Here is a 24,672-nt window from a genome sequence, read left to right on the forward strand (position 1 = left end):
GTTATATTTATGAAAAGAATTATTACTCTCGCCCTTTGTGTGGGCCTGGGAGTCCTCAGTGGTTGTGCCTCGAAACAGTCACTGGATGAACTCCCGCCCATGCCAGCCGCCGAGCCTTCGGTGGACGATGTCAATCTCGCCAACGGCATGACAGAACCCTCTCCTCTGGAGAGAAAAAAGGAAAAAACGCAGGAAAACAATGATATATGGGTTAGGCTTCGACAGGGTTATGGCCTTGATCTGTCGATAGAAAACGATCGTATCCGCGTACAACGAGACTGGTACGCCCGCCACCCGCAGTATTTCACCCGCGTCACCACCCGCTCCGAACGCTACCTGCATTACATCATCGAGCAAGCCGAAGCCCGCGATATGCCTCTCGAGCTGGCATTACTGCCTATCGTGGAAAGCGCTTTCGACCCTTTCGCCTATTCCCATGGTCGTGCCGCCGGGCCCTGGCAGTTTATTCCTTCCACTGGCGACTACTTCGGCATGAAGCGTACCTGGTGGCAGGACCAGCGACGGGACATTCTCAAGTCCACCAATGCCGCACTGGATTACCTTCAGCAGCTGTCCGACCGATTTGAGGGTGACTGGTTGCTGGCGCTGGCCTCCTACAATGCCGGCGGCGGTACGGTATCCAGGGCCATTCGCCGCAACGAAGAAGCCGGCAAACCAACGGATTTCTGGAACCTGAGCCTGCCACGGGAAACCACCGCCTACGTTCCCAAGCTTCTGGCCATTGCCCAGATCGTTCAGGACCCGGACAGCTACGGCGTGACCCTGCACCCGATCCGCAACGAGGCCTACTTCAGCACCGTGGATACGGGCGGCCAGATTGATCTGGCTCAGGCTGCGCGACTGGCTGATATTTCCGTGGAAGAACTCTACCTGCTGAATCCGGCCTACAATCGTTGGGCCACCTCCCCGGATGGCCCTCACCGGCTTCTGGTCCCGGCAGACCGGGAGGAACGCTTTCTGACTGGCCTGGCCGAATTACCGAAAGATCAGCGTATGCGCTGGGCTCGCTATGAAATTCGTCCCGGTGACAACCTGGGCGCCATTGCCCGCAAACACCGCACCACCCCCCAGGTACTGCGCAGCATCAACAAACTCAACGGCAACACCATCATCGCCGGGCGAACCTTGCTGATTCCGGGCCCCTCTTCCGGTGATGACGACTACAGCCTGAGTGAAGAGGCGCGCTTGACTGCCAACCAGTCCCGGGAGCGCAAAGGCCGGCAACGGATCAATTACACGGTACAGTCCGGGGATACCCTCTGGGATATCTCCAGACGTTATAACGTGGGCGTAAAAGAGCTGGCCAAGTGGAACAACATGGCTCCCGGCGACAGCTTGCGTATCGGCCAGTCCCTGGCTGTGTGGAGCGAATCCCGCCAGGCCGCCAGCGCCGTTCCACCGGAAAACGACAAGATGGTCCGCAAGCTGCGCTACGCTGTTCGCAATGGTGACTCCTTGTATGCCATCGCAGACCGTTTTAATGTATCGGTCAATGACATCAAGAGCTGGAACGACCGCGTTGCCAGCAATCGTTACATTCAACCCGGGCAACGGCTGACACTCTACGTTGATATTCGCAAAACGTTCTAGACCCTTCCTTGCCCTTGTGGCCCTGTTCCTCGGCGTGGTCTGCCACGCCGAGGTAACCCGCAGCCACGGCTATCATCCCTTCGGGGACCTGAAGTATCCCGCCGATTTCAGCCATTTCGACTACGTGAATCCCGACGCCCCGAAAGGGGGCTCCATCACCCTGTTCGGCAACGGCACCTTCGACAGCCTCAATCCCTATATCCTCAAGGGTCGCAGCCCTGCGGACACCCCCGGCATGCAGATGTACGGGGTGACCGAATTGGCGGACAGCCTGCTGATGGGCAGCCAGCCACATAACTCCCTGGGCGATGAAGCCGGTGCCGCCTACGGTCTGATCGCTGAGTGGCTGGAATACCCCGAGGACCGGAGCTGGTGCGTATTCCGCCTCCGTGACCAGGCCCGTTTCCATGATGGTGAGCCGATCCGTGCTGACGATGTGGTATTCACCTTCAATATCCTGCGCGAAAAGGGTCACCCCGAATACAGTCTTCGCCTGGCGGATGTGGCCAGCGTTGAAGCCTTGGACGAACGCACGGTCAGGTTCACCTTTACCGAGGGCCGCCGCGACCTGCCTCTGCTGGTGGGAGCCATCTCGATCCTGCCCCGCCATTATTGGCAGACCCATGATTTTGAACGGTCTACCCTGGAAGCGCCGGTGAGCAGTGGGCCCTACCGGGTTGCCGACGTTCAGGGCGGCAAGCAGGTCACATTCCAGAGGGTGGCGGATTACTGGGCCAAAGACCTGCCGGTGAACCGGGGACGGTACAACTTTGACCAAGTGGTATTCGAATTCTATCGGGATGCGGATGTGGGATTCGAAGCCTTCAAATCCGGTGCCTATGACCTTCACTACACCTACAGCTCAAAACGCTGGTCCACTGCCTTCGACTTTGCGGCCATGAAGGATGGCAGAGTGAAACGGGCGGAAATTCCCCACAGCGTGCCTCGACCGGTGCAGGCCTTCTTCTTCAACACTCGGCGGGCCCCCTTTGACGACCCCAATGTCCGTGAAGCTGCCGCCCTGTTGTTCGACTTTGAATGGTCCAACCGCAACCTGTTTGCCGATGCCTACACACGCACGGTGAGCTGGTTTCCCAATAGCCCCTACTCTGCCGATATTCCGGCCAGCGCCGAAGAGCAGGCCTTGCTGGAGGACTTCCGCAAGACGCTGCCGGCGGACTACTTTTCCGCAGACATTACCCCTCCGGTCAATGATGGTAGCGGCCAGATTCGCAACCGCATGCGTGAAGCGCTGGCCTTGCTGAAAGAGAGCGGCTGGCAGCTGCAAGGTAACCGACTGGTGAATGATGCCGGCAAACCGCTGCGTTTTACGGTTCTCAACTACCACAATCCCGGCATCTACCGCATTCTGGCCCCCTGGTTTCGCAACCTGAAACGCGTGGGAATCGATGCCGACTATCGGGAGGTCGACCCCTCGGCCTACAAGGAAAAACTGGATAATTTCCAGTACGACGTGGTGCTCTTCGTGCTTCCCATGCGTGACTACCCCGGCCCGGAACTGAAAGACTATTTCCTGTCCAGCAGTGCTGACATTTCCGGCAGCCGTAACCTGGCAGGCATTGCCGACCCGGTGGTGGACTTCCTGGCCAAACGTGCGCTGGCGGCTGATACCGAAGCCGACTATACCCTTGCCTTGAAAGCGCTGGACCGTCGTTTACGCTACCAGCACTACGGTGTACTGAACTATCATATCCGCCATCACAGGATCGCCTGGTGGGACAAGTTCGCCAGGCCCCCGGAACCAATCCCCTATGGCCTGGGTCTCGATACCTGGTGGATGAAACAATAACAAGGAGTCGATATGGCCATTCACGGCACCATTCGCACGCGAATGCTGCGTGGGCTGTTTCTTGGTCTGTGTGTTTGCACCGGCCTGGCAAATGCCGAGATTCACAGGGGGCATGCCATCGCCATGCATGGCGAGCCGCTCTACCCCGCTGATTTTACCCACTTCAACTACACCAACCCGAATGCCCCCAAGGGCGGCGAGCTGCGCCTGCACGTTGTCGGCAGCTTTGACTCGCTCAACCCCTTTGTGCCCAAGGGACGGCCTGCCGCCGGCATGGGCGCCACCGACAATTCGTACCTTTACGATTCACTGACCGTTCGCGGCGAAGATGAACCTTTCACCCAATACGGCCTGTTGGCAGAAACCATCGAATGGCCCGATGACCGCAGCTGGGTCCGCTACCACCTGCACGAAGAGGCCACTTTCTCGGATGGCCACCCGGTGCGCGCGGAAGACGTGGCCTGGACCTTCAATACCCTGTTAGAAAAAGGGCGCCCCTTCTACAGCTACTACTATGCGGAAGTAGACCGGGTGGAAGTGCAGGACCCGCTTACCGTGACCTTTCACTTCGCCAACGACAGCGTCAACAAGGAGCTGCCACTGATCATTGGCCAGTTACCGATTCTTCCCAAGCATATCTGGGAGGAAAAAGAATTCGGCAAGGACGGCATGGCCATTCCCGTGGGGTCCGGCCCGTACCGCATTATCAAGGCAGATCCGGGCAAACAGATCGTTTATCAGCGCCGCGACGATTACTGGGCCAGGGACCTTCCCGTGATGAAAGGCCGGAATAACTTCGGCACCATCACCTATGATTACTATCTGGAATCCAACGTGGCACTGGAAGCCTTCAAAAGCGGCAACTACGACTGGCGCCACGAAAACAATTCCAAACTGTGGGCCACCGCCTACAAGGGACCCGCGTTCGCCAAGGGTGAGATCAAGACCGAATCCGTCACGCATCATAATCCCTGGGGCGCCCAGGGCTTCCTGTTCAATCTGCGCAAACCGCTTTTTCAGGACAAGACGTTGCGCAAGGCCATCGGCTATGCCTTTGATTTCGAATGGTCCAACAACAATCTCTTCTACGGCCAGTACAAGCGTAACCGGAGCTACTTTGAAAACTCCGATATGGCGGCCACCGGACTTCCCTCCAAAGCCGAGCTGGCCCTGCTCGAACCCTACCGCGACCAACTCCCGGAAGAAGTCTTTACCCGGGAATATCAGCCCCCGAAAAGCGACGGTTCAGGCAGGCCCCGGGAAAACCTGCGCACGGCGCAGGAGCTGCTGAAAGCCGCCGGTTACCAATTTCGTGAAGGCACCCTGTACACGCCCGATGGTAACCCGGTGCAATTTGAAATCATGCTGGGTTCCCCCGCGTTTGAACGGATCGTGCTGCCCTTCTCCCGCAATCTGAAGGCCCTCGGTATCAAGGCCAATGTGGTTACCATTGATTCCGCCCAATACGTGGAACGCCTTCGGCACTTTGAGTTCGATATGGTGGTGGGCCGTATCGGCCAGTCCAGCTCCCCGGGTAACGAGCAGAAAGAATACTGGAGCTCGGAAGCCGCCAAACAGACTGACAGCCGCAACCTGATCGGCATCCAGAACCCGGTGGTTGACGCTCTGGTAGACAAGATTATTGCCGCTCCGAGCCGGGAGGCACTGGTTACCAGCTGCCAGGCCCTGGATCGGGTGCTGCAATGGAATTATTACAGTGTGCTTAACTGGTACACGGATCAGCACCGTATCGCCTACCAGTCGCGGCTGCGACACCCGGAGTTTGGCAAGTACGTCCCACTCGATACCTCGCTGGATACCTGGTGGGATAGCACCGCGAAATGAAACTCTATATCAGCAAACGCCTGCTGTTAGTGCTGCCGACCCTGTTCGGTATTCTGCTGCTGAACTTTGTCGTTATCCAGGCCGCTCCGGGTGGCCCGGTTGAAAAGACACTGGCCGAACTCCAGGGGGTTGGCACCGGCGGTGCCGGCAGCAGTTTTGCCGGCAGCAGCGCCGACACCATGACGGGGGGCAACTACCAGAATGCCAAGGGCCTGCCCCCTGAGCTGGTGGAGCGCATCGAGAAAATGTACGGCTTCGACAAGCCCGCCCACGAGCGTTTCTGGTTAATGATCAAGAATTACTTCACCGGCAATTTTGGTGAATCCTATTACCGTGACCGCTCGGTGACCGAACTGATCCTGGAGCGTCTGCCGGTGTCCATTTCTCTCGGTCTGTGGAGTACCGTGATCGCCTATCTGGTATCCATACCGCTGGGCATCCGCAAGGCAGTGAAGGACGGCAGCCGCTTCGATGTGTGGAGCAGCACTGCCATCATCATCGGTTTTGCCATTCCCAGCTTCCTGCTCGGCCTGTTGCTGATCGTCCTCTTCGCGGGCGGCTCCTACTTCGAGTGGTTCCCGTTGAGGGGGCTGACCTCGGATAATTTCGATGAATTGAGCCTGCTGGGCAAGGTGGGCGATTATCTCTGGCACATTACTCTGCCCACCATCGCCATCGTCGCCGGCAACTTTGCCACCCTCTCCATGCTGACCAAGAATTCCTTCATGGACGAGATTCGCAAGCAATATGTGCAGACCGCCCGTGCCAAGGGACTTACCGAAAAACAGGTGCTTTACGGCCATGTGTTTCGCAATGCCATGCTGATCATCATCGCCGGCTTTCCGGCGGCCTTTATCAGCATGTTTTTCACCGGTGTGCTGCTGATCGAATATATCTTCTCGCTGGACGGTCTCGGACTGCTGGGGTTCGAATCGGTGATCAGTCGGGATTACCCGGTGGTGTTCGGCACCCTCTTCATCTTCACCCTGTTCAGTCTGGTGATGAAACTGATCAGTGATCTGACCTATATGTGGGTGGACCCGCGTATTGATTTCGAGCGGAGGGATCATTGATGCCTCTGTCCACGTTCCTCAAGCCAGCCTGGTCGAATCCCGTGTGGGCCCGGCAGTGGCAGGCATTCCGCAGTAACCGGCGTGGCTACTGGTCCCTGTGGTTATTTCTATTTCTGTTTATCCTCAGCCTGGGCGCCGAGCTGGTAGCCAATGAGAAGCCATTACTGGTGAGCTACGAGGGTGAGTTCTATGTGCCGGTGGCAAAGGTTTATCCGGAAACCACGTTCGGCGGTTTTTTCGAATCCGAAGCCAACTACCGGGATCCGGTGGTCAAGGACCTGATCAACGACAAGGGATGGATGCTTTGGCCTCCCATTCGTTTCAGCTACAACACCATCAATTACGACCTGGACGTTCCCGCCCCGGCACCGCCCTCTTCAGAAAACTGGCTGGGCACTGACGATCAGGGCCGCGATATTCTTGCCGGTCTGATCTACGGGTTTCGTATTTCGGTATTGTTCGGGCTGATACTGACCATCCTCTCGAGCATCGTGGGGATCATTGTCGGCGCTATCCAGGGTTACTATGGCGGCAAGCTGGACCTGTTCGGGCAGCGTTTCATCGAAATCTGGTCAAGCATGCCCACCCTCTTCCTGATCATCATTATTTCCAGCTTCCTGATTCCCAGTTTCTGGACACTGCTGGCCATCATGCTGCTGTTCTCCTGGATGACACTGGTCGATCTGGTACGGGCGGAGTTTCTTCGCTGTCGCAACATGGACTATGTCCGTTCCGCCAAAGCCATGGGCGTAGGGACACCGGTCATCATGTTTCGCCATATGCTGCCCAATGCCATGGTGGCAACGCTGACCTTCTTGCCGTTCATTCTCAATAGCGCGGTGGTCACCCTCACCTCCCTGGATTTTATCGGTTTCGGGCTGCCACCCGATGCCCCTTCACTGGGACGCCTGGTCGGCCAGGGCAAGGCCAACCTGCATGCTCCGTGGATCGGTATCAGTGTGTTTGCCACGCTGACGCTGATGCTGACCTTGCTGGTCTTCATCGGTGAGGCCGTCCGGGATGCATTCGACACGAGGAAGTTCCTGCAATGAGCTTGCTGACCTTACGTGGCCTGACCATCCGCTTTGGGCAACAGCGGGTTGTCGATGATATGTCACTGGATCTCGAGCCAGGCCACATGCTGGCACTGGTAGGAGAGTCCGGTTCCGGCAAGTCGCTCACTGCCATGTCTTTGCTCGATTTACTGCCCGAGAGCGCCATCTGGGAAGCCGAGACGCTGACGTTGGGCGGTGAGAACCTGCTGGGTCTCAACGAGAATCGCAAGCGTTCCCTGCGTGGTGGCCGTATCGGCACTATTTTCCAGGAACCGCTGACCGCGCTGAATCCGTTACACACGGTGGAAAAGCAGATCAGTGAAAGCCTGTTCGTCCACCAGGGCATGAGTCGGCAGAAAGCCCGTGAGCGCTGCCTGGAACTGCTTGGGCAGGTTGAGCTGCCCACCACCGACGAGATGCTGGCGCGCTACCCGCATCAGCTCAGCGGCGGCCAGCGGCAACGTGTCATGATCGCCATGGCGCTGGCCAACGATCCCCAGATTCTGATTGCCGACGAGCCCACCACGGCACTGGATGTGACGGTTCAGGAAACCATCCTTACCCTGATCAAACGCCTTCAGAATGAGCTGGGACTCTCCATCCTACTGATTAGCCATGACCTGGGCGTCGTCAGCCGTTTTGCCGATGATATTGTCGTTATGCATAACGGCAAAAAGGTAGAGGCCGGGCCCACCGCTCAGGTGCTCCAGTCACCCAAAGAAGCCTACACCCGTCATTTGATCGAGTCGGAGCCGCGGGGAAAGATGCCCCCGCTGAATGATGACGCCCCTCTCCTGCTCGATGCCAGTGACATCGCCGTGACCTTCAAGGAACGTCGACGCAGCCTCTTTTCACCTGCCCCACTGTTCCATGCCGTGGACCGTATTGATCTCAACCTTCGCCGCGGGGAGACCCTGGGCATTGTCGGCGAGTCAGGTTCGGGCAAGTCCACTCTGGCCCTGGCGCTGCTGAGGCTGATCAGGAGCGAGGGGCGCATCATCATGGACGGCCACGACCTGCATAGCCTGAATCAGCGCCAGATGCGTGACTGGCGCCGTCGCCTGCAGGTGGTCTTTCAGGACCCGTTCGGCAGCCTCAACCCCCGCATGACCGTGGGCCAGATTGTGGCGGAAGGCCTGGCAGTACATGCCAGCAACCTGTCCCGCCAGGAACGGGACATGAAGGTGGCGCAGATCCTCGAGGAAGTGGATCTCCCGGCATCGGCACAGACCCGTTACCCCCACGAGTTTTCCGGTGGCCAGCGACAGCGTATCGCCATCGCCCGGGCCTTGATCATGGAACCGGAGCTGCTGATTCTGGATGAGCCCACGTCAGCCCTGGATCGGAGCGTCCAATATCAGATTCTCGAGCTACTGAAGTCTCTTCAGAAGAAACATGATCTCAGCTATCTGTTTATCAGCCATGATCTGAAAGTCATACGGTCCATCTGTCACCGGGTTATGGTGATGAAAGATGGCAAAGTGGTGGAACACGGCGAGACCGAGGCCGTTTTCGACCAGCCGCAACACGGTTACACCCTTAAGTTGATGTCCGCCGCCTTTGCCTGAGGAAGGCACCGGGAAACACACCGTTGCATTTGTCAGCCCGTGAAGAGACGTCAAACCCGCTTTAATTGCCTATACTTGGCCCAGTCGTTATGTTGGCCACCAATCGGAACAACCAGAACCACGAGGGATGACCATGGGATTTCTAGCAGGCAAACGCTACCTGATTGTCGGCGTCGCCAGTGACCGCTCCATTGCCACAGGTATCGCCGAAGCAATGCATCGCGAGGGTGCTGAGCTGGCCTTTACCTTCCAGAACGAGAAACTGAAAAGCCGGGTCGTGAAAGCGGCCGAACGCTATGGTAGTAGCGAAGCCCTGTGCTACCCCTGCGATGTGGCAAGCGATGAAGAAATCGAGGCAGTGTTCACCTCCCTGGGCAAGCAATGGGACGGCCTGGATGGCATTATCCATGCGGTGGGCTTTGCCCCCGGCAATGAGCTGGATGGCAACTTTGCCGACGTAGCCACCCGGGAAGGCTTCCGTATCGCCCATGATATTTCCAGCTACAGCTTCGTTGCCCTGGCCAAGGCCGGTCGCCAGATGATGGCCAACCGCAATGGTTCCCTGCTGACCCTGACCTATCATGCCGCCCGACAAACCGTGCCGAACTACAACGTGATGGGTCTGGCCAAGGCCAGCCTGGAAGCCTCTGTCCGGTATCTGGCTTCCAGTATGGGCCCGGATGGCATCCGCGTGAACGGCATTTCTGCCGGCCCCATCCGCACCCTGGCAGCATCCGGTATCAAGAAATTTCGCAGCATGCTGGACTACAATGCCGCCAAAGCGCCTTTGCGTCGCAATGTGACCATCGAGGAAGTGGGTAACGTAGCCGCTTTCCTGTGCTCTGATCTGGCTTCCGGCATTACCGGTGAAATCACCTACGTCGATGCCGGGGCAAGCACCGTATCCATGCCTTTCGAAATGGATAGCGAGTAACCCCAAAACAGATCATTCAGCACAAAAAAAAGCTCACCAGCGATGGTGAGCTTTTTTTTGTGCCCTGGTCAGGCTACTGATCGGCAGTGTTACTGCTCAGCCGTCCCAGGTTGAGGTCCACGTCGCCCTCATCGCGCAGCAGTGCCACCACCTGGCGGAAACTGCGTTGCCCTTCAATATTACCAAGCTGAAGCAGCGCGGCCTGTTGCTGGACTTCGGACAGAGGCTCAACGTTACCGTCTTCCACACGGGTTACCTGATAAGCAACCAGGGAACCATCTCCCACCCGAGTCAGCTCGATGGAGGAAGGAGCACCTTCATTGCTCTTGGGCAAGGCAAAAGCACCGTTGACCACTTCCATGAACGGCTCGGCGCCACCGCGCTGAAGCCCTTCCTGTTCCTCGATTTCGCTACCAAACAGGGAGGCGATCTCATCCAGTGTTGCCCCTTGCTGTAATTGCTCCTCTGCCTGGGCGGACAATTGCTGGGCCTTGTCCGCTGCCAGCTCGGCCTTGAGCCGCTCGCGAATCACAGCGGCAACGTCCTCCAGTGGCAGAGCTTCGGCAGGCTTTTCTTCAGCAATGCGAACCGCCAGATACTCACCCGGCGCCGTTTCGATCAGATCACTGTTATGGCGATCCTTACGCACCTGATCGCTGTTAAGTGCCTGTTGAACCTGGGGCGCAGACAGTGGCGCTGGCAGGGCTGACAAGGCAACCCATTCGGTGGTTTGGACTTCTGCCCCCACCTGTTCGGCCGGAACAGCCATATCACTGTGTTCGTACAGCAGCTCTTCAAGACGCGCCACATCTTCATTCAACAGGGTTTCTGCACGACCCTGCTTGAGATCAGCACGAATCTGTTCGCTAAGCGCCTCCAGTGTGGGCAGGTCCTGCTCACGAACAGCCTCGGACACCTTGATCAGGTGAACACCCGCATCGGTGACAACCGGCTCGGAAACCATCCCGGGCTCAAGACTGGCAATGGCCTCTTCCATCTCTTCAGGCAGCGCGCCTTTGGAGACCACACCCAGATCACCGCCAGCATTGGCGGAGCCCGGATCGTCGGAATACTCGGCAGCCACATCAGCAAAAGATGCCCCCGCAGCGATAGCCTGAGCCGCCTCGCTGGCACGCGCCTGCGCCTGCTGCAGGTCCCTGTCGCCGTTAATTTCCACCAGAATATGCGCCACTTTACGGGCCGCACCGGCTCCGGATTCTTCCATGATGGAACGACGCACCTGATACTCTGCCGCCACGTCCTCGTCGCTGACAGAGACCTGATCCGCATAATCCTCAGCCGCCAGCCTCACATAGCTGATGCGGAATTCCTCCGGGCGCATGAACTCTGCCTGGTTTTCATCGTAGTAGGCCTGAACGTCCTCGCTGGTCACGGTGAACTCGCTACGCAGGGCATTCATATCCAGGGCCACATAGCGAATATCACGAACCTGTTCGCCCAGGCGGCGCTGTTCGCTCAACTCCGCAGGAAGCGCGAAATTGGTCGCCACGAAGCCACTACGATACTGCTCTTTGATCACATCCTGACGCAGGCCCTGAATGTAGCTCTGCGGAGTCATACCCCGGCTACGCAGCTCCCGCTCGAAACGGGTTTCGGAAAACTTGCCATTTTCCTGAAACAGGGGGATCTGATAAATATCGCGTGCGGCCTGGGTTTCACTGAATGCCAGGTTGGCATTTTGTGCTGCTGCCAGAATCAGCTGTTCATTGACCAGCCCCTCAAGAACCATTTCAGGACGCACAAAGGAATCCAGCATGGAGGGGTCAATGTTCGGACTTTGCTGTCGCAGCATGTCACGAACGCGTTCAACGCGCTGATTGACCATACTTCGGGTGATTTTGTTGCCTTCCACTTCGGCAACCACATCCCCGCTTCCGCCTCCGGTGAAATACCCATAGAAGCCGGAAATGACAAAAGGAAGGATAATCGCGGCAAGCAGGACCTTGCCCACGGGACCGCGGACAAACCGTCTGAACTCCTGCATGAAAATACTCCGTAGGGACTCTTATTAAAACCTGAGCCGGTCACTTCAACATGGCCTCAGGTAAAAACTGTCGAATTCAATCTTGTTATATGAGAACCGCAATAATGACTGCAGGTTCCCTAAACGGAAAAAAGCGCACCCGCTTACGGCTGCGCTTCCTCAAACTGGCGGAGCGGACGGGACTCGAACCCGCGACCCCCGGCGTGACAGGCCGGTATTCTAACCAGCTGAACTACCGCTCCCGCAAACAGTTTAGTTCACCGCGTCTTTCAGTGCCTTACCGGCTTTGAAGCCCGGTACTTTGGCGGCGGCGATCTGAATGGTCTGGCCAGTTTGCGGGTTGCGGCCTTCACGAGCAGCGCGCTCTTTCACAGCAAAAGTGCCAAAACCTACCAGAGAAACGCTGTCACCTTTTTTCAGGGCGCCAGTTACCGCTTCCAAAGTAGCATCCAGTGCACGACCTGCGTCGGCCTTGGAAATATCCGCGCTAGCGGCAATCGCATCAATCAACTCTGACTTATTCACAAAGTTCCCCTTTCTGTTTTTCCCGGTTTTATGGTCGAGGCGTGATGTACTCTCCTCCTGAGCAAGCCGCCTTTATACCAACGGGTATAAGGAGCGTCAAGAAAGGAAAGGTATCATCGCACCCAAGTTAAAAAAAATGAAAAACCATATAGATCAATAATTTAAAAAGCTTCAAATCCGACCCGTTAATGTGTACTGGGACGCTTTGTGCCTTCCTGGTTTTTCTCTTCTGCGAGCGCCAAATCCTCTTCCTGTTCCGCTTCGCTCAGCGGGCTGGGTTGATGAGTTAGCGCCACATCAAGCACCTGGTCAATCCATTTGACAGGACGGATATCCAGGGACGACTTGATATTGTCAGGGATCTCTTTGAGGTCCCTCTCATTTTCTTCCGGTATCAATACCGTCTTGATGCCACCACGGTGAGCGGCCAGCAATTTTTCTTTCAGGCCACCGATGGGAAGCACTTGACCGCGCAGGGTAATTTCACCGGTCATAGCCACATCCGCACGGACCGGGATCCCGGTCAGTACAGAAACCATGGCGGTACACATGCCAATACCTGCACTGGGCCCATCTTTCGGAGTCGCACCCTCTGGCACATGCATGTGCAGATCGTTGCGTTCCAGTGTGCGGCGTCGAATTCCAAGGGTACCGGCACGGCTTTTCACAACTGTCCATGCAGCCTGAATAGACTCCTGCATCACATCACCCAGGGAACCGGTAGAGATTACGCGGCCTTTGCCCGGAGTGGAAACACTTTCGATGGTGAGCAGCTCGCCGCCAACGGAGGTCCATGCCAACCCGGTAACCTGTCCAACCTGGTCTTGCTCTTCCGCACGACCGAAACTGAACTTGCGCACACCAAGGTAATGTTCGATCAGCTCTTCAGACAAGGTAACGGTCTTGGCCTCGTTCGCCAGCAAGTGCTCCTTGACCACCTTGCGGCAAATCTTGCTCACTTCCCGCTCCAGCCCACGAACCCCGGCTTCACGGGTGTAGTGACGAACCACATAGCGCAGCACGCTCTCGTCGAAAACCACTTCGTCTTTCTTCAGGCCATTGTTCTTGATCTGTTTCGGGACCAAGTACTGGAGGGCAATATTGACCTTTTCGTCTTCCGTATAGCCTGGCAGACGGATCACTTCCATGCGGTCCAGCAAGGGTGCCGGAATGTTCATGGAGTTAGAGGTGCAGATAAACAGGGTTTCCGACAGATTGTAGTCAACTTCAAGATAATGATCGCTGAAGGTATCGTTCTGTTCGGGATCGAGCACTTCCAACAACGCGGAGGCCGGATCACCACGGTTATCCATGCCCATCTTGTCGACTTCATCAAACAGGAACAGCGGGTTTTTTACGCCGACCTTGGACAATTTCTGGACCACTTTGCCAGGCAGTGAACCAATGTAGGTGCGACGGTGTCCACGAATTTCCGCCTCATCGCGCACCCCGCCGAGGGCCATTCGCACAAACTTGCGATTGGTGGCATGGGCAATGGATTGTCCCAGGGAGGTTTTGCCCACACCGGGAGGGCCCACAAGACACAATACCGGCCCCTTGACCTTGCCCACACGGCTTTGCACGGCCAGAAATTCCAGAATACGGTCTTTCACTTCTTCCAGACCATAGTGGTCGCGATCAAGCACTTCCTTGGCATGGGCCAGATCATGGCGAACGCGGCTGCGTTTTTTCCATGGCACCGATGTCATCCAGTCAAGATAGCTTCTTACTACCGTGGCTTCCGCAGACATGGGTGACATCATCTTGAGCTTGTTCAGCTCATTCATGGACTTCTCGAGGGCTTCCTTGGGCATGCCCACGTTTTCAATTTTCTTTTCCAGGTCTTCCAGGTCGTTGCCACTGTCGTCCAGATCACCCAACTCTTTCTGGATGGCTTTCATCTGTTCGTTCAGATAGTACTCGCGCTGGCTTTTCTCCATCTGTTTCTTGACGCGCCCACGAATACGCTTTTCCACCTTGAGCACGTCAATATCGGATTCCATCAGGGCAATCAGATGCTCGACACGCTCACGGACATCCACCATCTCCAGGACATCCTGCTTTTCTTCCAGTTTCAGCTGCAGATGCGCGGCAATGGTGTCGGCCAGACGGCTGACTTCATCGATGGAAGACACGGAGCCGGTGACTTCCGGCGCGACTTTCTTGGAAAGTTTTACGTAATCCTCAAACTGGGATTGCAACGAACGGGACAGGGCTTCTTGCTCGCCCTCTTCAGGCAGCCCCTCTTCCAGCTCGCGCACATCCGCGATACCACCCTGATCACCGAACTCGGCCTTGACCACGTGGGCGCGCTGCCCGCCTTCCACCAGCACCTTGACGGTACCGTCAGGGAGTTTCAGCAGCTGCAGGATGGTCGAAACAGTACCAACCCGGTAGATGTCATCCACGCCCGGGTCGTCGTCGGAGGCATTGCGCTGGGCGACCAGCATGATCTGTTTGTCGTCGGCCATGGCTGTTTCGAGCGCAGCAATGGACTTTTCCCGGCCAACAAACAACGGGATCACCATGTGGGGATACACCACTACGTCACGCAGTGGTAAAAGCGGGATATCTTTCAGCACGTATTGCCTCTATTGCCGTGGCGGCACCTTAATCCGGTGCCACCTTGGAAGACTGCTCGTTGTTTTCGTAAATCAACAACGGATCGGATTCACCCTTGATGGTGGGGCTGTCGATAACCACCTTGGCGACAGAGTCCATGGACGGAACCTGATACATGGTATCGAGCAACACGCTTTCCAGAATGGAGCGCAGGCCACGAGCCCCGGTCTTGCGCTCCATGGCCTTGTGGGCCACGGCCCGCAGGGCATCATCGCGGAAATCCAGCTCCACCCCTTCCATCTCGAACAGGCGGGCGTATTGCTTGGTCAGGGCGTTGCGAGGCTCGGTCAGGATCTGCACCAAAGCCTCTTCACTGAGTTCTTCCAGTGTGGCAATCACCGGCAGACGGCCGATAAATTCGGGAATCAGGCCATACTTGACCAGATCTTCCGGCTCCACATCCACCAGCAGCTCGCCCAGGTTACGGGCATCGTCCTTGCTCTTCACTTCTGCGGAGAAGCCGATCCCACCTTTCTCGGAACGCTCGCGAATCACCTTGTCCAGCCCGGCAAACGCACCGCCGCAGATGAACAACATGTTGGAGGTGTCCACCTGGAGGAACTCCTGCTGGGGGTGCTTGCGACCGCCCTGCGGGGGCACGGAAGCCACCGTGCCTTCAATCAGTTTGAGCAGAGCCTGCTGCACACCCTCCCCGCTCACATCACGGGTGATGGACGGGTTGTCGGATTTGCGGGAAATCTTGTCGATTTCATCGATATAGACAATGCCGCGCTGGGCCTTGTCCACATCGTAGTCGCACTTCTGCAGCAGCTTCTGGATGATGTTTTCCACATCCTCACCCACGTAACCAGCTTCGGTGAGGGTGGTGGCATCCGCAATGGTGAAAGGCACATTGAGCAGTCGGGCCAGGGTCTCTGCCAATAGTGTCTTACCACTACCGGTGGGGCCGATAAGCAAAATATTGCTCTTGCCTAGCTCCACTTCATCACGGCCCTTGCCAGTACTGCGCAGACGCTTGTAATGGTTGTACACCGCTACAGCGAGAACACGTTTGGCTCGCTCCTGCCCAATGACATACTCATCAAGGGTTTCCTTGATTTCGTTGGGCTTCGGCAGGCTCTCTCCGCCGGTATCTCCGGTGTCTTCCTGCACTTCCTCGCGGATAATGTCATTACACAGATCCACGCATTCGTCGCAGATAAAGACCGAGGGCCCCGCAATCAGTTTGCGGACCTCATGCTGGCTTTTGCCACAAAAAGAGCAGTACAGCAGCTTGCCGTCGTCGCCCTTGCCAGTGGAGTCGGTCATTGAATCGCCTCTAAACCTGTGTATTTGAGTATTTGCGTCTCTTTGAAGATGCAGGGAGACGGGGGGTTTTTCAAGCCCGCCGGGCCTCTCAGGCCTTCCGTTAGGACACTTTTTGTACGACGCTTACCGAATTACACCGGACGTTGACGCAACACCGCGTCAACGATGCCGTATTCCTGGGCTTCTTCAGCGCCCATGAAATTATCACGGTCCGTGTCTTTCTCCAGCCGCTCCAGCGGCTGACCGGTGTGGTGCGCCAGCAAGCTGTTGAGCTGCCCCTTGATCTTGAGGATTTCCTTGGCGTGGATTTCGATATCCGACGCCTGGCCCTGGAACCCCCCCAGCGGCTGGTGAATCATCACCCGCGCATTCGGCAAGGCATAACGCTTGCCAGCGGCACCGGCAGCCAACAGGAAGGCGCCCATGCTGGCAGCCTGCCCGACGCACATGGTGGACACATCCGGTTTGATGAACTGCATGGTGTCATAAATAGACATACCCGCCGTCACAGAGCCACCCGGGCTGTTGATATACAGGTGAATATCCTTGTCCGGGTTTTCGGACTCCAGAAACAGCATCTGGGCCACGATCAGGTTGGCCATGTGGTCTTCCACCTGGCCGATCATGAAAATCACCCGCTCTTTGAGCAGGCGGGAATAAATATCAAAAGAACGCTCGCCACGGGCGGTCTGCTCGATCACCACCGGCACCAGACCCAGATTGGTGGGGTCCTTGCTCAGTTGCTGCATTTCCGGGGTCATGGAGTTGATACGGCTCAAGTCGATCATGTAGCGCTTTCCTTCTCGTCGATCGTCCGGGGACGCTCTTGTGATTTGTTGGTATCGGCGGTAGCCGACCTCATCCTGATTGCTGCAATGGGGGCTGGCATAGCCGAAAACAAGGCAGGCCGGACGAACAGGTCTTCCAGCATCTTATGACGGTGTATGGGGGGCGTCTATAAAAGTGGGCTCAGGCGGGGTCTGAATGCGCAAAACTTGCGCAAATTGTGCATAAATAACGCAAAACGGGGCCAGAAGGCCCCGTTTTGGTGTCAAAAAGCGGAAAGAATCAGCCTTGCGCTTGCTCGCGGGGCTTCACCGCGTCCTGGTAGGACATGGCTTTTTCTTCCACCTTGGCACTATCCAGTACCAGGTCGACAACCTGCTCTTCCAGCACCGCACCTTCAATCTGCTGCAGCTGCTGGGGGTTGCTGTACACCCAGTTAACGACTTCTTCCGGCTTCTCGTATTGCTCGGCAATCTCTTCTACACGGGCTTTGACCTTGTCGGCATCAGCCTTGATTTCGTGCTTGTCGAGAATCGCGCGAACCACCAGACCCAGACGCACGGAGCGCTCAGCCTGCTCCTTGAACAGATCATCCGGCAGGATGGAAGCGTCAAACTGCTGACCGCCACCAAACTGCTGCATCATCTGCTGACGCATGCGCTGGATTTCCTGGGTGACCAGGGCGCCCGGCAGGTCAAACTCGTGCAAGTTGACCAGGCCATCCATCGCCTGCTCTTTTACCTTGCCGGTGACCGCATTCTTCAGCTCGCGTTCCATGTTCTTGCGCACTTCCGCCTTGAATTTGGCCTCATCGCCATCTTCAACACCAAAGGCCTTCATGAACTCGGCGTCCACTTCCGGCAGGGCCTTGCCCTCTACCTTGTTGACCTTGATCTGGAAGACCACAGCCTGACCTTTCAGCTCTTCGGACTGGTAGTCCTCCGGGAAGGTCACATCGATATCCTTTTCCTCACCGGCTTTCATGCCGACGATGCCGTCTTCAAAACCGGGGATCATCTGACCGGAGCCCAGCTCCAGGTTCTGCCCTTCGGCGCTGCCGCCGTCGAAGGCTTCACCGTCTTTCAGACCCTTGAAATCGATGTTAACGCGATCACCGCTTTCCGCAGCACGGTCCACTTCTTCAAACTGGGCACGCTGCTGACGCAGGGTTTCGATCATGGTGTCCACGTCAGCATCGGTGACTTCTGCCTGGGGCTTTTCCACTTCGATGGAATCAAAGGCAGACAGCTCCACATCCGGGTATACCTCGAAGGTGGCAACAAATTCCAGATCCTGGCCCGCTTCGTTCTTGGTGGCTTCAAAGCCCGGCATACCCGCTGGCTGCAGTTTTTCCTGCTCCACGGCTTCGATGAACGCTTCACGCATCACATCGGCCAGCACTTCGTTACGCACGGCGCTGCCAAAGCGACGCTTTACTTCACGCATGGGCACTTTGCCCGGGCGGAAACCGTCCAGACGGACATTCTTCTGGGCTTCCTGGAGCTTGCCTTCTACTGCAGAGTCCACTTTCTCCGCCGGCACACCCACCGTCAGACGGCGCTCAAGACCTGAAGTCGTTTCAACAGAAACCTGCATAACATCCTCTTTAAAAAGACTTTTTGCTGCTCGCCGTCGCATGATAGAGCAGACGGCCTGAATGAGCCTGATTGGAATCTATACACAGCCGTGCCGGCGTCCCTCTTCACCCGTTAGAGTGTGTCGCCAGGTCGTAGTTACGATTGCGCGCTGTAGTCACTCTACATAAACAATCGTAATCGCAGCCTGGCGGCAATAAGGGGCCCGGCCCTTCCGGTTGTCGCTAAAACGCTGTGTACAGATCCCAATCAGGCTCAGCGGGCGCAGATTATAATCAAAAGGCGCCCACTGTGCCTACAGAGCCCAGCGATAGCTTCTACCGGGGCCCATACGAAAAAGCCTCCGGGAGTTCCCGGAGGCTTTTCAATTGGGGTGACTGAGGGGATTTGAACCCCCGACCACCGGAGTCACAATCCGGGGCTCTACCAACTGAGCTACAGTCACCATAAACCACATTGTTTGTCCTGCGCGTCGCCGCAATGGCTAATGGCGCGCCTGGCAGGACTCGAACCTGCAACCGACGGCTTAGAAGGCCGTTGCTCTATCCGGTTGAGCTACAGGCGCATTGCAGGTTTCGCCTTCTCTAAAATGGTCGGGGTGGAGGGATTCGAACCCCCGACATCCTGCTCCCAAAGCAGGCGCGCTACCAGGCTGCGCTACACCCCGATGTTCTTCACGCCTACATAGCTTGAAAGCGAGGCGCGCATAATACTCGCCACCCCCGGGAGCGTCAACGGACCTGGCAACAAAAATATGCCTAACGTACAGATTTTAGACAACTTTTGCGCCCATGGCCGGTGCGTGCGAGAATCGCGCCGTTTTCGCCCCAACTCCCTTGCCTATTTTCAGCCAATGTTAGAGAGACCCGATCATGACCGCCCAGATTCTTGATGGCAAAGCCCTGGCCCAGCAGTTTGAAGAGGAAATGCGTGAGCGTGTTGACGCCCTGAAGGCCAAGGCCGGCGGCCGCACTCCTATTCTGGCCACTATCCTGGTCGGCGCCGACCCGGCCTCGGCCACCTATGTCAAGATGAAGGGGAACGCCTGCCGCCGTGTCGGCATGGAATCCGAAGCCATCGAGCTGCCCGCGGAGACCACCACCGAACAACTGCTGGCCAAGATCAGTGAACTGAACCATAACCCGGATGTACACGGCATTTTGCTGCAGCACCCCGTGCCCGAGCAGATTGACGAGCGGGCCTGTTTCGACGCCATCAGCCTGGAGAAGGATGTGGACGGCGTCACCTGCCTGGGTTTTGGTCGCATGAGTATGGGCGAAGCGGCCTACGGTTGCGCCACACCGAAAGGCATCATGCGCCTGCTGGAGCACTATCGGGTTGAGCTGGAAGGCAAGCACGCCGTGGTGGTCGGGCGCAGTGCCATCCTGGGCAAGCCCATGGCGATGATGCTGTTGGAAGCCAACGCCACCGTGACCATCTGCCATAGCCGCACCCGCAACCTGCCGGACCTGGTCAAGCAAGCGGATATTGTAGTCGGCGCCGTGGGCAAGCCGGAATTCATCAAGGCGGACTGGATCAAGGATGGAGCCGTCGTAGTTGATGCCGGCTTCCACCCGGAGAAATGTGGCGATATCGAGCTTACGCCTCTGGTGGACCGGGTCAGCGCCTATACCCCGGTACCCGGCGGCGTGGGTCCAATGACGATCAATACCCTGATTTTCCAGACCCTTCAGTCTGGTGAGAAAGCGCTCGGCTAACCCCTCCCCGCTCCGCGGTGCCGCCACAGGTGGCACCGTCCTCTCCCTGTTTGCGATACCCTCCAGCAAAGCAACGCTACGCTACGCAGTCACGACCGGCGGTAACATTATTGTCTTCTCCCGCGGCCTATAGTTTCTCGAGCCTCATCCGCGAGGCCCTTCAATCGCCCCAGGGAGAACGACAATGGCAGGGAAATTCGAGATCGATAAGGCCAGCAACGGGCAGTACATCTTTCGCCTGAAAGCCGGTAACGGAGAAATTATTCTCTCCAGCGAGCAGTACACCAGCAAAGGTGCCTGTGAGAACGGTGTGGACTCAGTAAAAAAGAATGCCCCGGACGACAGCCGCTACGAACGCAAGGAGGCCAAGGACGGCAGGCATTATTTTTCCCTGAAAGCGGCCAACCACCAGATCATTGGCCAGAGCCAGATGTACAAAAGCACCAGTGGCATGGAAAACGGCATCGAGTCCGTCAAAAACAATGCCCCGGATGCCCCCGTAGACGATCTGACTGATTGATACAAAAAGGGGCCGCTTGTGCGGCCCCTTTTTTCAGACTGTCGCCGGAATCAGGCCTCCTTGGGCCAGGACTCACGCAGTCCCACCGTTTGGTTGAACACCAGCTTGTCCTCTTTGCTCTCCTGATCCACGCAGAAATAGCCCTCACGTTCGAACTGGTAGCGGGTTTCTGCCAGCGCCCCTCGCAGACCCGGCTCCACCCAGCAACCTTCCAGCACGTTGAGGGAATCAGGGTTGATGTGGGAAAGGAAGGTCTGCCCTTCTTCGGTCTTGTTGGGATTCGCGGCAGTGAAGAGGCGGTCGTAAAGACGCACTTCGCAAGGCACTCCCTTGCTGGCGCTGACCCAGTGGATCACCCCCCGCAGCTTGCCCTGATCCTCCGCGTTCTCCGGATTCTTGCCCAGGGTATCCGGGTCATAGGTACACCGTACTTCCAGAATCTCGCCATTGTCATCGCGCACAACGTCCGTGGCACGAATCACATAGCCATAGCGCAGGCGCACCCGGTCACCCAGCACCAGACGCTTGAATTTCTTGTTGGCCTCTTCGCGGAAATCTTCCCGGTCGATATACACCTCACGGGTCATGGGCACCTGCCGGGTTCCCATGGTTTCATTCTGCGGGTGAACCGGCGCAGTGAGGGACTCCTCGTGCCCTTCCGGCCAGTTTTCGATGACGACTTTCAAGGGGTGCAGCACACACATGGCGCGGGGTGCATGGTGATTCAGATCATCGCGAATGGCCGCTTCCAGCATGCCCATATCCACCACGGAATCCGCTCGACTGACGCCCACGGACTCACAGAAGGTACGGATGGACGCCGGGGTGTAACCGCGACGCCGCAGGCCACTGATGGTCGGCATGCGGGGGTCGTTCCAGCCTTCCACATGGCCCTCATCCACCAACTGTTTGAGCTTGCGCTTGCTGGTCACCGTGTAATTCAGGTTGAGCCGGGCAAACTCATACTGGCGCGGGTTGGCGGGCACCGACGTGTTCTCAATGATCCAGTCATAGAAGGGGCGATGATCCTCGAACTCCAGGGTACAAAGGCTGTGGGTAATCCCCTCAAGGGCATCGGACAGCGGATGGGTAAAATCGTACATGGGGTAGATCACCCATTTGTCACCGGTCTGGTGATGCACTTTCTTGCGGATTCGATAGAGAATCGGATCCCGTAACGTCAGGTTGGGGCTCTGCATGTCGATTTTGGCACGCAGTACCGCCGCCCCTTCATCCAGCTCGCCGCTGCGCATCTGCTCGAACAGCGCCAGGTTTTCTTCCACGCTTCGCTCGCGGTAGGGACTTGGCCTGCCCGGGGTGGTGAAATTGCCCCGGTACTCGGCAATCTGCTCCGGGCTCAGGCTGTCCACATAGGCCAGCCCCTTGTGGATCAGCTCCACTGCCAGCTCATAAAGCCGATCAAAATAGTCACTGGCAAACCGTTCCTGGCCATGCCAGGTGAAGCCCAGCCATTGCACATCCTGCTTGATGGACTGGATGTACTCGTCTTCTTCCTTCTCCGGGTTGGTATCGTCGAAGCGCAGGTTGCAGGTACCGTTATAGCTTTCGGCAATACCGAAGTTCAGACAAATAGATTTGGCATGACCGATATGCAGGTAGCCATTGGGTTCCGGCGGAAAACGGGTCACCACCTGGCCGTCGTTTTTACCTTCTGCGAGGTCACGGTCGATGATCTGTCTGATAAAATTGCTGGGCGCTTTCGTTTCGCTCATGGGTCTTGGCCAGTCCGGAAGGCTGAGAGCCTCAATATGGGCAGGCTCTCACGGTGAAAATGAAGGTGCGCTAGTGTACTGTACGCCCCCCAACAGTCAAAGACTCAGGGCCAGCCCGGGAACAAAAAGCCCAGCGGCCCCATCTTGCGGAGAAAACCTGATGAAAGTGGTGCTGACAACAACCTACGGCAAAATCACCCTGCAACTGGACGCAGAGAAGGCGCCGATCACGACCGAGAACTTTGTACAATACGTCAAGGATGGCCACTTCGACGGCACCATCTTCCACCGTGTTATCAGCAATTTCATGATCCAGGGCGGCGGTTTCACCGAAGATATGCAGCAAAAACCCACCCGCGACACCATCCAGAACGAGGCGGGCAATGGTCTGTCCAACAAGGTGGGCACCATCGCCATGGCGCGCACACCGGACCCGCATTCCGCCTCCGCCCAGTTTTTCATCAACGTGGCCGATAACCACTTCCTGGACAAGGAACGCAGCCAGGATGGCTGGGGCTATGCGGTCTTCGGCGCTGTGGTCGAGGGCATGGACGTGGTGGAAAAGATCCGCAATGTGCCCACCGGTAACAGCGGCTTCCACCAGGATGTGCCGGTGGAACCCGTGCTGATCGAATCCGCTGAACTGATCGAGGACTGAGCCCATGCGCGTTCTGGCCATCGCCCTGCTTACCCTGGTACCGACCCTGCTGCTCGCCAACCCGCAGGTTCGCCTGGAAACCTCTGCCGGGCCTGTCACCGTGGAACTCTACGAGGACAAGGCCCCACTGACAGTCGCCAACTTCCTCAAATATGTGGATGCGGGCTTCTACGACGGCACCCTGTTCCATCGGGTCATTCGGGGTTTCATGATTCAGGGTGGCGGTTTTGACCAGAACGGGCAACGCAAGGCGACCCGCGCCCCGATCCAGAATGAGGCGGACAACGGCTTGAGCAATGAGCGTGGCACTCTGGCCATGGCCCGTACCGGCGACCCGCACTCCGCCACTGCCCAGTTCTTTATCAATCTGGTCGACAACGGCAATCTGGATTTTTCCGGCAAGAACGCGCGCGGCTGGGGCTATGCCGTGTTCGGCAAAGTCACGGACGGCATGTCCGTGGTGGACAATATCGCCCGCGAGCGCACCACCAGCCAGCGCCTTAATGGCATGATGGCACGGGATGTGCCGGAAGTGCCCATTCTGATTACCCGGGCCTACCGCCTGGATGCAGCCGGTGACACAGAGAAAGGGCCTCAGTAACCATGAGCTACACCCTGTTTATTTCCGACTTGCATCTGGACCCGGCCCGACCGGAACATCTGGAAGCTCTGGGCAAACTGCTGGAAGCCCATGCCGGCAAGGCAGATGCGCTCTATGTTTTGGGCGATCTGTTCGAGGCCTGGATCGGCGATGACGATGACACGCCGTTCAATCAGGAAGCCATCAGTGCCTTCCGCAGTTTCAGCGACAACGGCAGCCAGCTCTATTTCATGCATGGCAACCGGGATTTCATGCTCGGTGAGGGCTTCGCTGCCGCCTGTGGTGGCAACCTGCTGGAAGAAGGCACCGTGGTCGATCTGTATGGCACCTCTGCCCTGCTGATGCACGGTGACAGCCTGTGCACCCTGGATACGGCCTATCAGCAATTCCGCACCATGGCCCGCAGCCCCCAGTGGCAGCAGGGTATGCTGGCCAAACCCCTGGAAGAACGCCGTATGATCGCCCAGGGCATGCGCATGCAAAGCCAGGGCAATAACGCCAACAAGGCCGAAAACATCATGGACGTGACCCCGGAAGAAGTCGTCCGGGTGATGGACGAAGCTGGCGTCAAACACCTGATCCACGGTCACACCCACCGTCCCAACATCCATGACGTCGCGCTGGCCGATGGCCAGGGAAAACGCTGGGTGTTGGGTGATTGGGGCAAGCTGGGCTGGCAGATTGTGGCGGACAGTGAGAAGGGGCTGCGGTTGGAAAGCTTTGAAATTAATTAATAATGAATAG

At 57.2% G+C, this 24,672-nt stretch carries 19 protein-coding genes and 4 tRNA genes; 12 read left to right on the forward strand and 11 right to left on the reverse strand.

What is annotated here, in order from left to right:
* The first annotated feature begins 9 nt into the window (after positions 1–9).
* From A3714_RS02935 to A3714_RS02965, 7 genes are all read left to right on the forward strand, one after another.
* Positions 10–1,611, forward strand: coding sequence for a LysM peptidoglycan-binding domain-containing protein (locus A3714_RS02935; RefSeq protein WP_063508538.1), 1,602 nt, complete (start codon positions 10–12; stop codon positions 1,609–1,611).
* A 16-nt stretch (positions 1,612–1,627) separates the two neighbouring features.
* On the forward strand, positions 1,628–3,421 hold the full coding sequence (locus A3714_RS02940) for an extracellular solute-binding protein (RefSeq protein WP_063508539.1): 1,794 nt from the start codon (positions 1,628–1,630) through the stop codon (positions 3,419–3,421).
* 12 nt (positions 3,422–3,433) lie between these two features.
* Entirely contained in the window at positions 3,434–5,266 is a 1,833-nt protein-coding gene (locus A3714_RS02945) for an extracellular solute-binding protein (protein WP_156492923.1), read from the forward strand.
* Entirely contained in the window at positions 5,263–6,339 is a 1,077-nt protein-coding gene (locus tag A3714_RS02950; RefSeq protein WP_063508540.1) for a microcin C ABC transporter permease YejB, read from the forward strand. Before A3714_RS02945 ends, A3714_RS02950 begins: the two co-directional genes overlap by 4 nt.
* A complete protein-coding gene (locus A3714_RS02955) occupies positions 6,339–7,391 on the forward strand; it encodes an ABC transporter permease (protein WP_063508541.1) in 1,053 nt (350 codons plus the stop codon). Before A3714_RS02950 ends, A3714_RS02955 begins: the two co-directional genes overlap by 1 nt.
* Complete coding sequence (locus A3714_RS02960; protein WP_063525631.1) at positions 7,388–8,962, forward strand: ABC transporter ATP-binding protein; 1,575 nt, start codon at positions 7,388–7,390, stop codon at positions 8,960–8,962. Before A3714_RS02955 ends, A3714_RS02960 begins: the two co-directional genes overlap by 4 nt.
* A 133-nt stretch (positions 8,963–9,095) precedes the next feature.
* Positions 9,096–9,896 carry an enoyl-ACP reductase gene (locus A3714_RS02965; protein ID WP_062816334.1) on the forward strand — a complete coding sequence of 267 codons (801 nt, stop codon included), beginning with the start codon at positions 9,096–9,098 and terminating at the stop codon, positions 9,894–9,896.
* A 73-nt stretch (positions 9,897–9,969) separates the two neighbouring features.
* Here the strand turns inward: A3714_RS02965 and A3714_RS02970 are convergent, their stop codons facing one another.
* The 10 genes from A3714_RS02970 to A3714_RS03015 all read right to left on the reverse strand — a co-directional run bounded on the left by A3714_RS02970 (position 9,970) and on the right by A3714_RS03015 (position 19,365).
* Positions 9,970–11,901 (reverse strand): SurA N-terminal domain-containing protein, encoded by a 1,932-nt coding sequence (locus A3714_RS02970; protein WP_063508347.1) that lies wholly within the window; start codon positions 11,899–11,901, stop codon positions 9,970–9,972.
* Positions 11,902–12,066: 165 nt separating this feature from the next.
* Positions 12,067–12,143, reverse strand: a tRNA-Asp gene (locus A3714_RS02975).
* Between the two features lie 10 nt (positions 12,144–12,153).
* Complete coding sequence (locus tag A3714_RS02980) at positions 12,154–12,426, reverse strand: HU family DNA-binding protein (RefSeq protein ID WP_035244197.1); 273 nt, start codon at positions 12,424–12,426, stop codon at positions 12,154–12,156.
* A gap of 185 nt (positions 12,427–12,611) precedes the next feature.
* Positions 12,612–15,008, reverse strand: a complete 2,397-nt coding sequence (gene lon, locus A3714_RS02985; protein ID WP_062816119.1) for an endopeptidase La — start codon at positions 15,006–15,008, stop codon at positions 12,612–12,614.
* Between the two features lie 28 nt (positions 15,009–15,036).
* The gene (gene clpX / locus A3714_RS02990) at positions 15,037–16,317 is read right to left on the reverse strand and encodes an ATP-dependent Clp protease ATP-binding subunit ClpX (protein WP_062816120.1); all 1,281 of its coding nucleotides are present in this window, start codon (positions 16,315–16,317) and stop codon (positions 15,037–15,039) included.
* 131 nt (positions 16,318–16,448) lie between these two features.
* Entirely contained in the window at positions 16,449–17,105 is a 657-nt protein-coding gene (clpP, locus tag A3714_RS02995; protein WP_103916937.1) for an ATP-dependent Clp endopeptidase proteolytic subunit ClpP, read from the reverse strand.
* A gap of 280 nt (positions 17,106–17,385) precedes the next feature.
* Positions 17,386–18,699, reverse strand: coding sequence for a trigger factor (tig, locus tag A3714_RS03000; protein WP_062816121.1), 1,314 nt, complete (start codon positions 18,697–18,699; stop codon positions 17,386–17,388).
* Between the two features lie 368 nt (positions 18,700–19,067).
* Positions 19,068–19,143 (reverse strand) — tRNA-His (locus A3714_RS03005).
* A gap of 43 nt (positions 19,144–19,186) precedes the next feature.
* Positions 19,187–19,263: transfer RNA gene (locus A3714_RS03010), tRNA-Arg, on the reverse strand.
* 25 nt (positions 19,264–19,288) lie between these two features.
* Positions 19,289–19,365 (reverse strand) — tRNA-Pro (locus A3714_RS03015).
* 205 nt (positions 19,366–19,570) lie between these two features.
* Here A3714_RS03015 and folD point away from each other — a divergent pair.
* Together folD and A3714_RS03025 are read left to right on the forward strand one after the other, a co-directional pair.
* The gene (gene folD, locus A3714_RS03020) at positions 19,571–20,416 is read left to right on the forward strand and encodes a bifunctional methylenetetrahydrofolate dehydrogenase/methenyltetrahydrofolate cyclohydrolase FolD (protein WP_063508346.1); all 846 of its coding nucleotides are present in this window, start codon (positions 19,571–19,573) and stop codon (positions 20,414–20,416) included.
* A 184-nt stretch (positions 20,417–20,600) separates the two neighbouring features.
* Positions 20,601–20,936: a YegP family protein gene (locus A3714_RS03025; protein ID WP_062816123.1), complete on the forward strand. Its 336-nt coding sequence runs from the start codon at positions 20,601–20,603 to the stop codon at positions 20,934–20,936.
* A 50-nt stretch (positions 20,937–20,986) separates the two neighbouring features.
* On the opposite strand, the gene A3714_RS03030 is transcribed toward A3714_RS03025, so the two are convergent.
* On the reverse strand, positions 20,987–22,669 hold the full coding sequence (locus tag A3714_RS03030) for a glutamine--tRNA ligase/YqeY domain fusion protein (RefSeq protein ID WP_062816124.1): 1,683 nt from the start codon (positions 22,667–22,669) through the stop codon (positions 20,987–20,989).
* Between the two features lie 160 nt (positions 22,670–22,829).
* On the opposite strand from A3714_RS03030, the gene A3714_RS03035 reads away from it, so the two are divergent.
* From A3714_RS03035 to A3714_RS03045, 3 genes are read left to right on the forward strand one after another with little or no spacing between them, the layout of a single operon-like run.
* Positions 22,830–23,327, forward strand: coding sequence for a peptidylprolyl isomerase (locus A3714_RS03035; RefSeq protein WP_062816125.1), 498 nt, complete (start codon positions 22,830–22,832; stop codon positions 23,325–23,327).
* Positions 23,328–23,331: 4 nt separating this feature from the next.
* Positions 23,332–23,928, forward strand: a complete 597-nt coding sequence (locus tag A3714_RS03040; protein WP_062816126.1) for a peptidylprolyl isomerase — start codon at positions 23,332–23,334, stop codon at positions 23,926–23,928.
* Positions 23,929–23,930: 2 nt separating this feature from the next.
* Positions 23,931–24,662: a UDP-2,3-diacylglucosamine diphosphatase gene (locus tag A3714_RS03045; RefSeq protein WP_063508345.1), complete on the forward strand. Its 732-nt coding sequence runs from the start codon at positions 23,931–23,933 to the stop codon at positions 24,660–24,662.
* The last annotated feature ends 10 nt before the right edge of the window (positions 24,663–24,672 follow it).

The organism is Alcanivorax sp. HI0007 (assembly GCF_001635525.1).
GTDB lineage: Bacteria > Pseudomonadota > Gammaproteobacteria > Pseudomonadales > Alcanivoracaceae > Alcanivorax.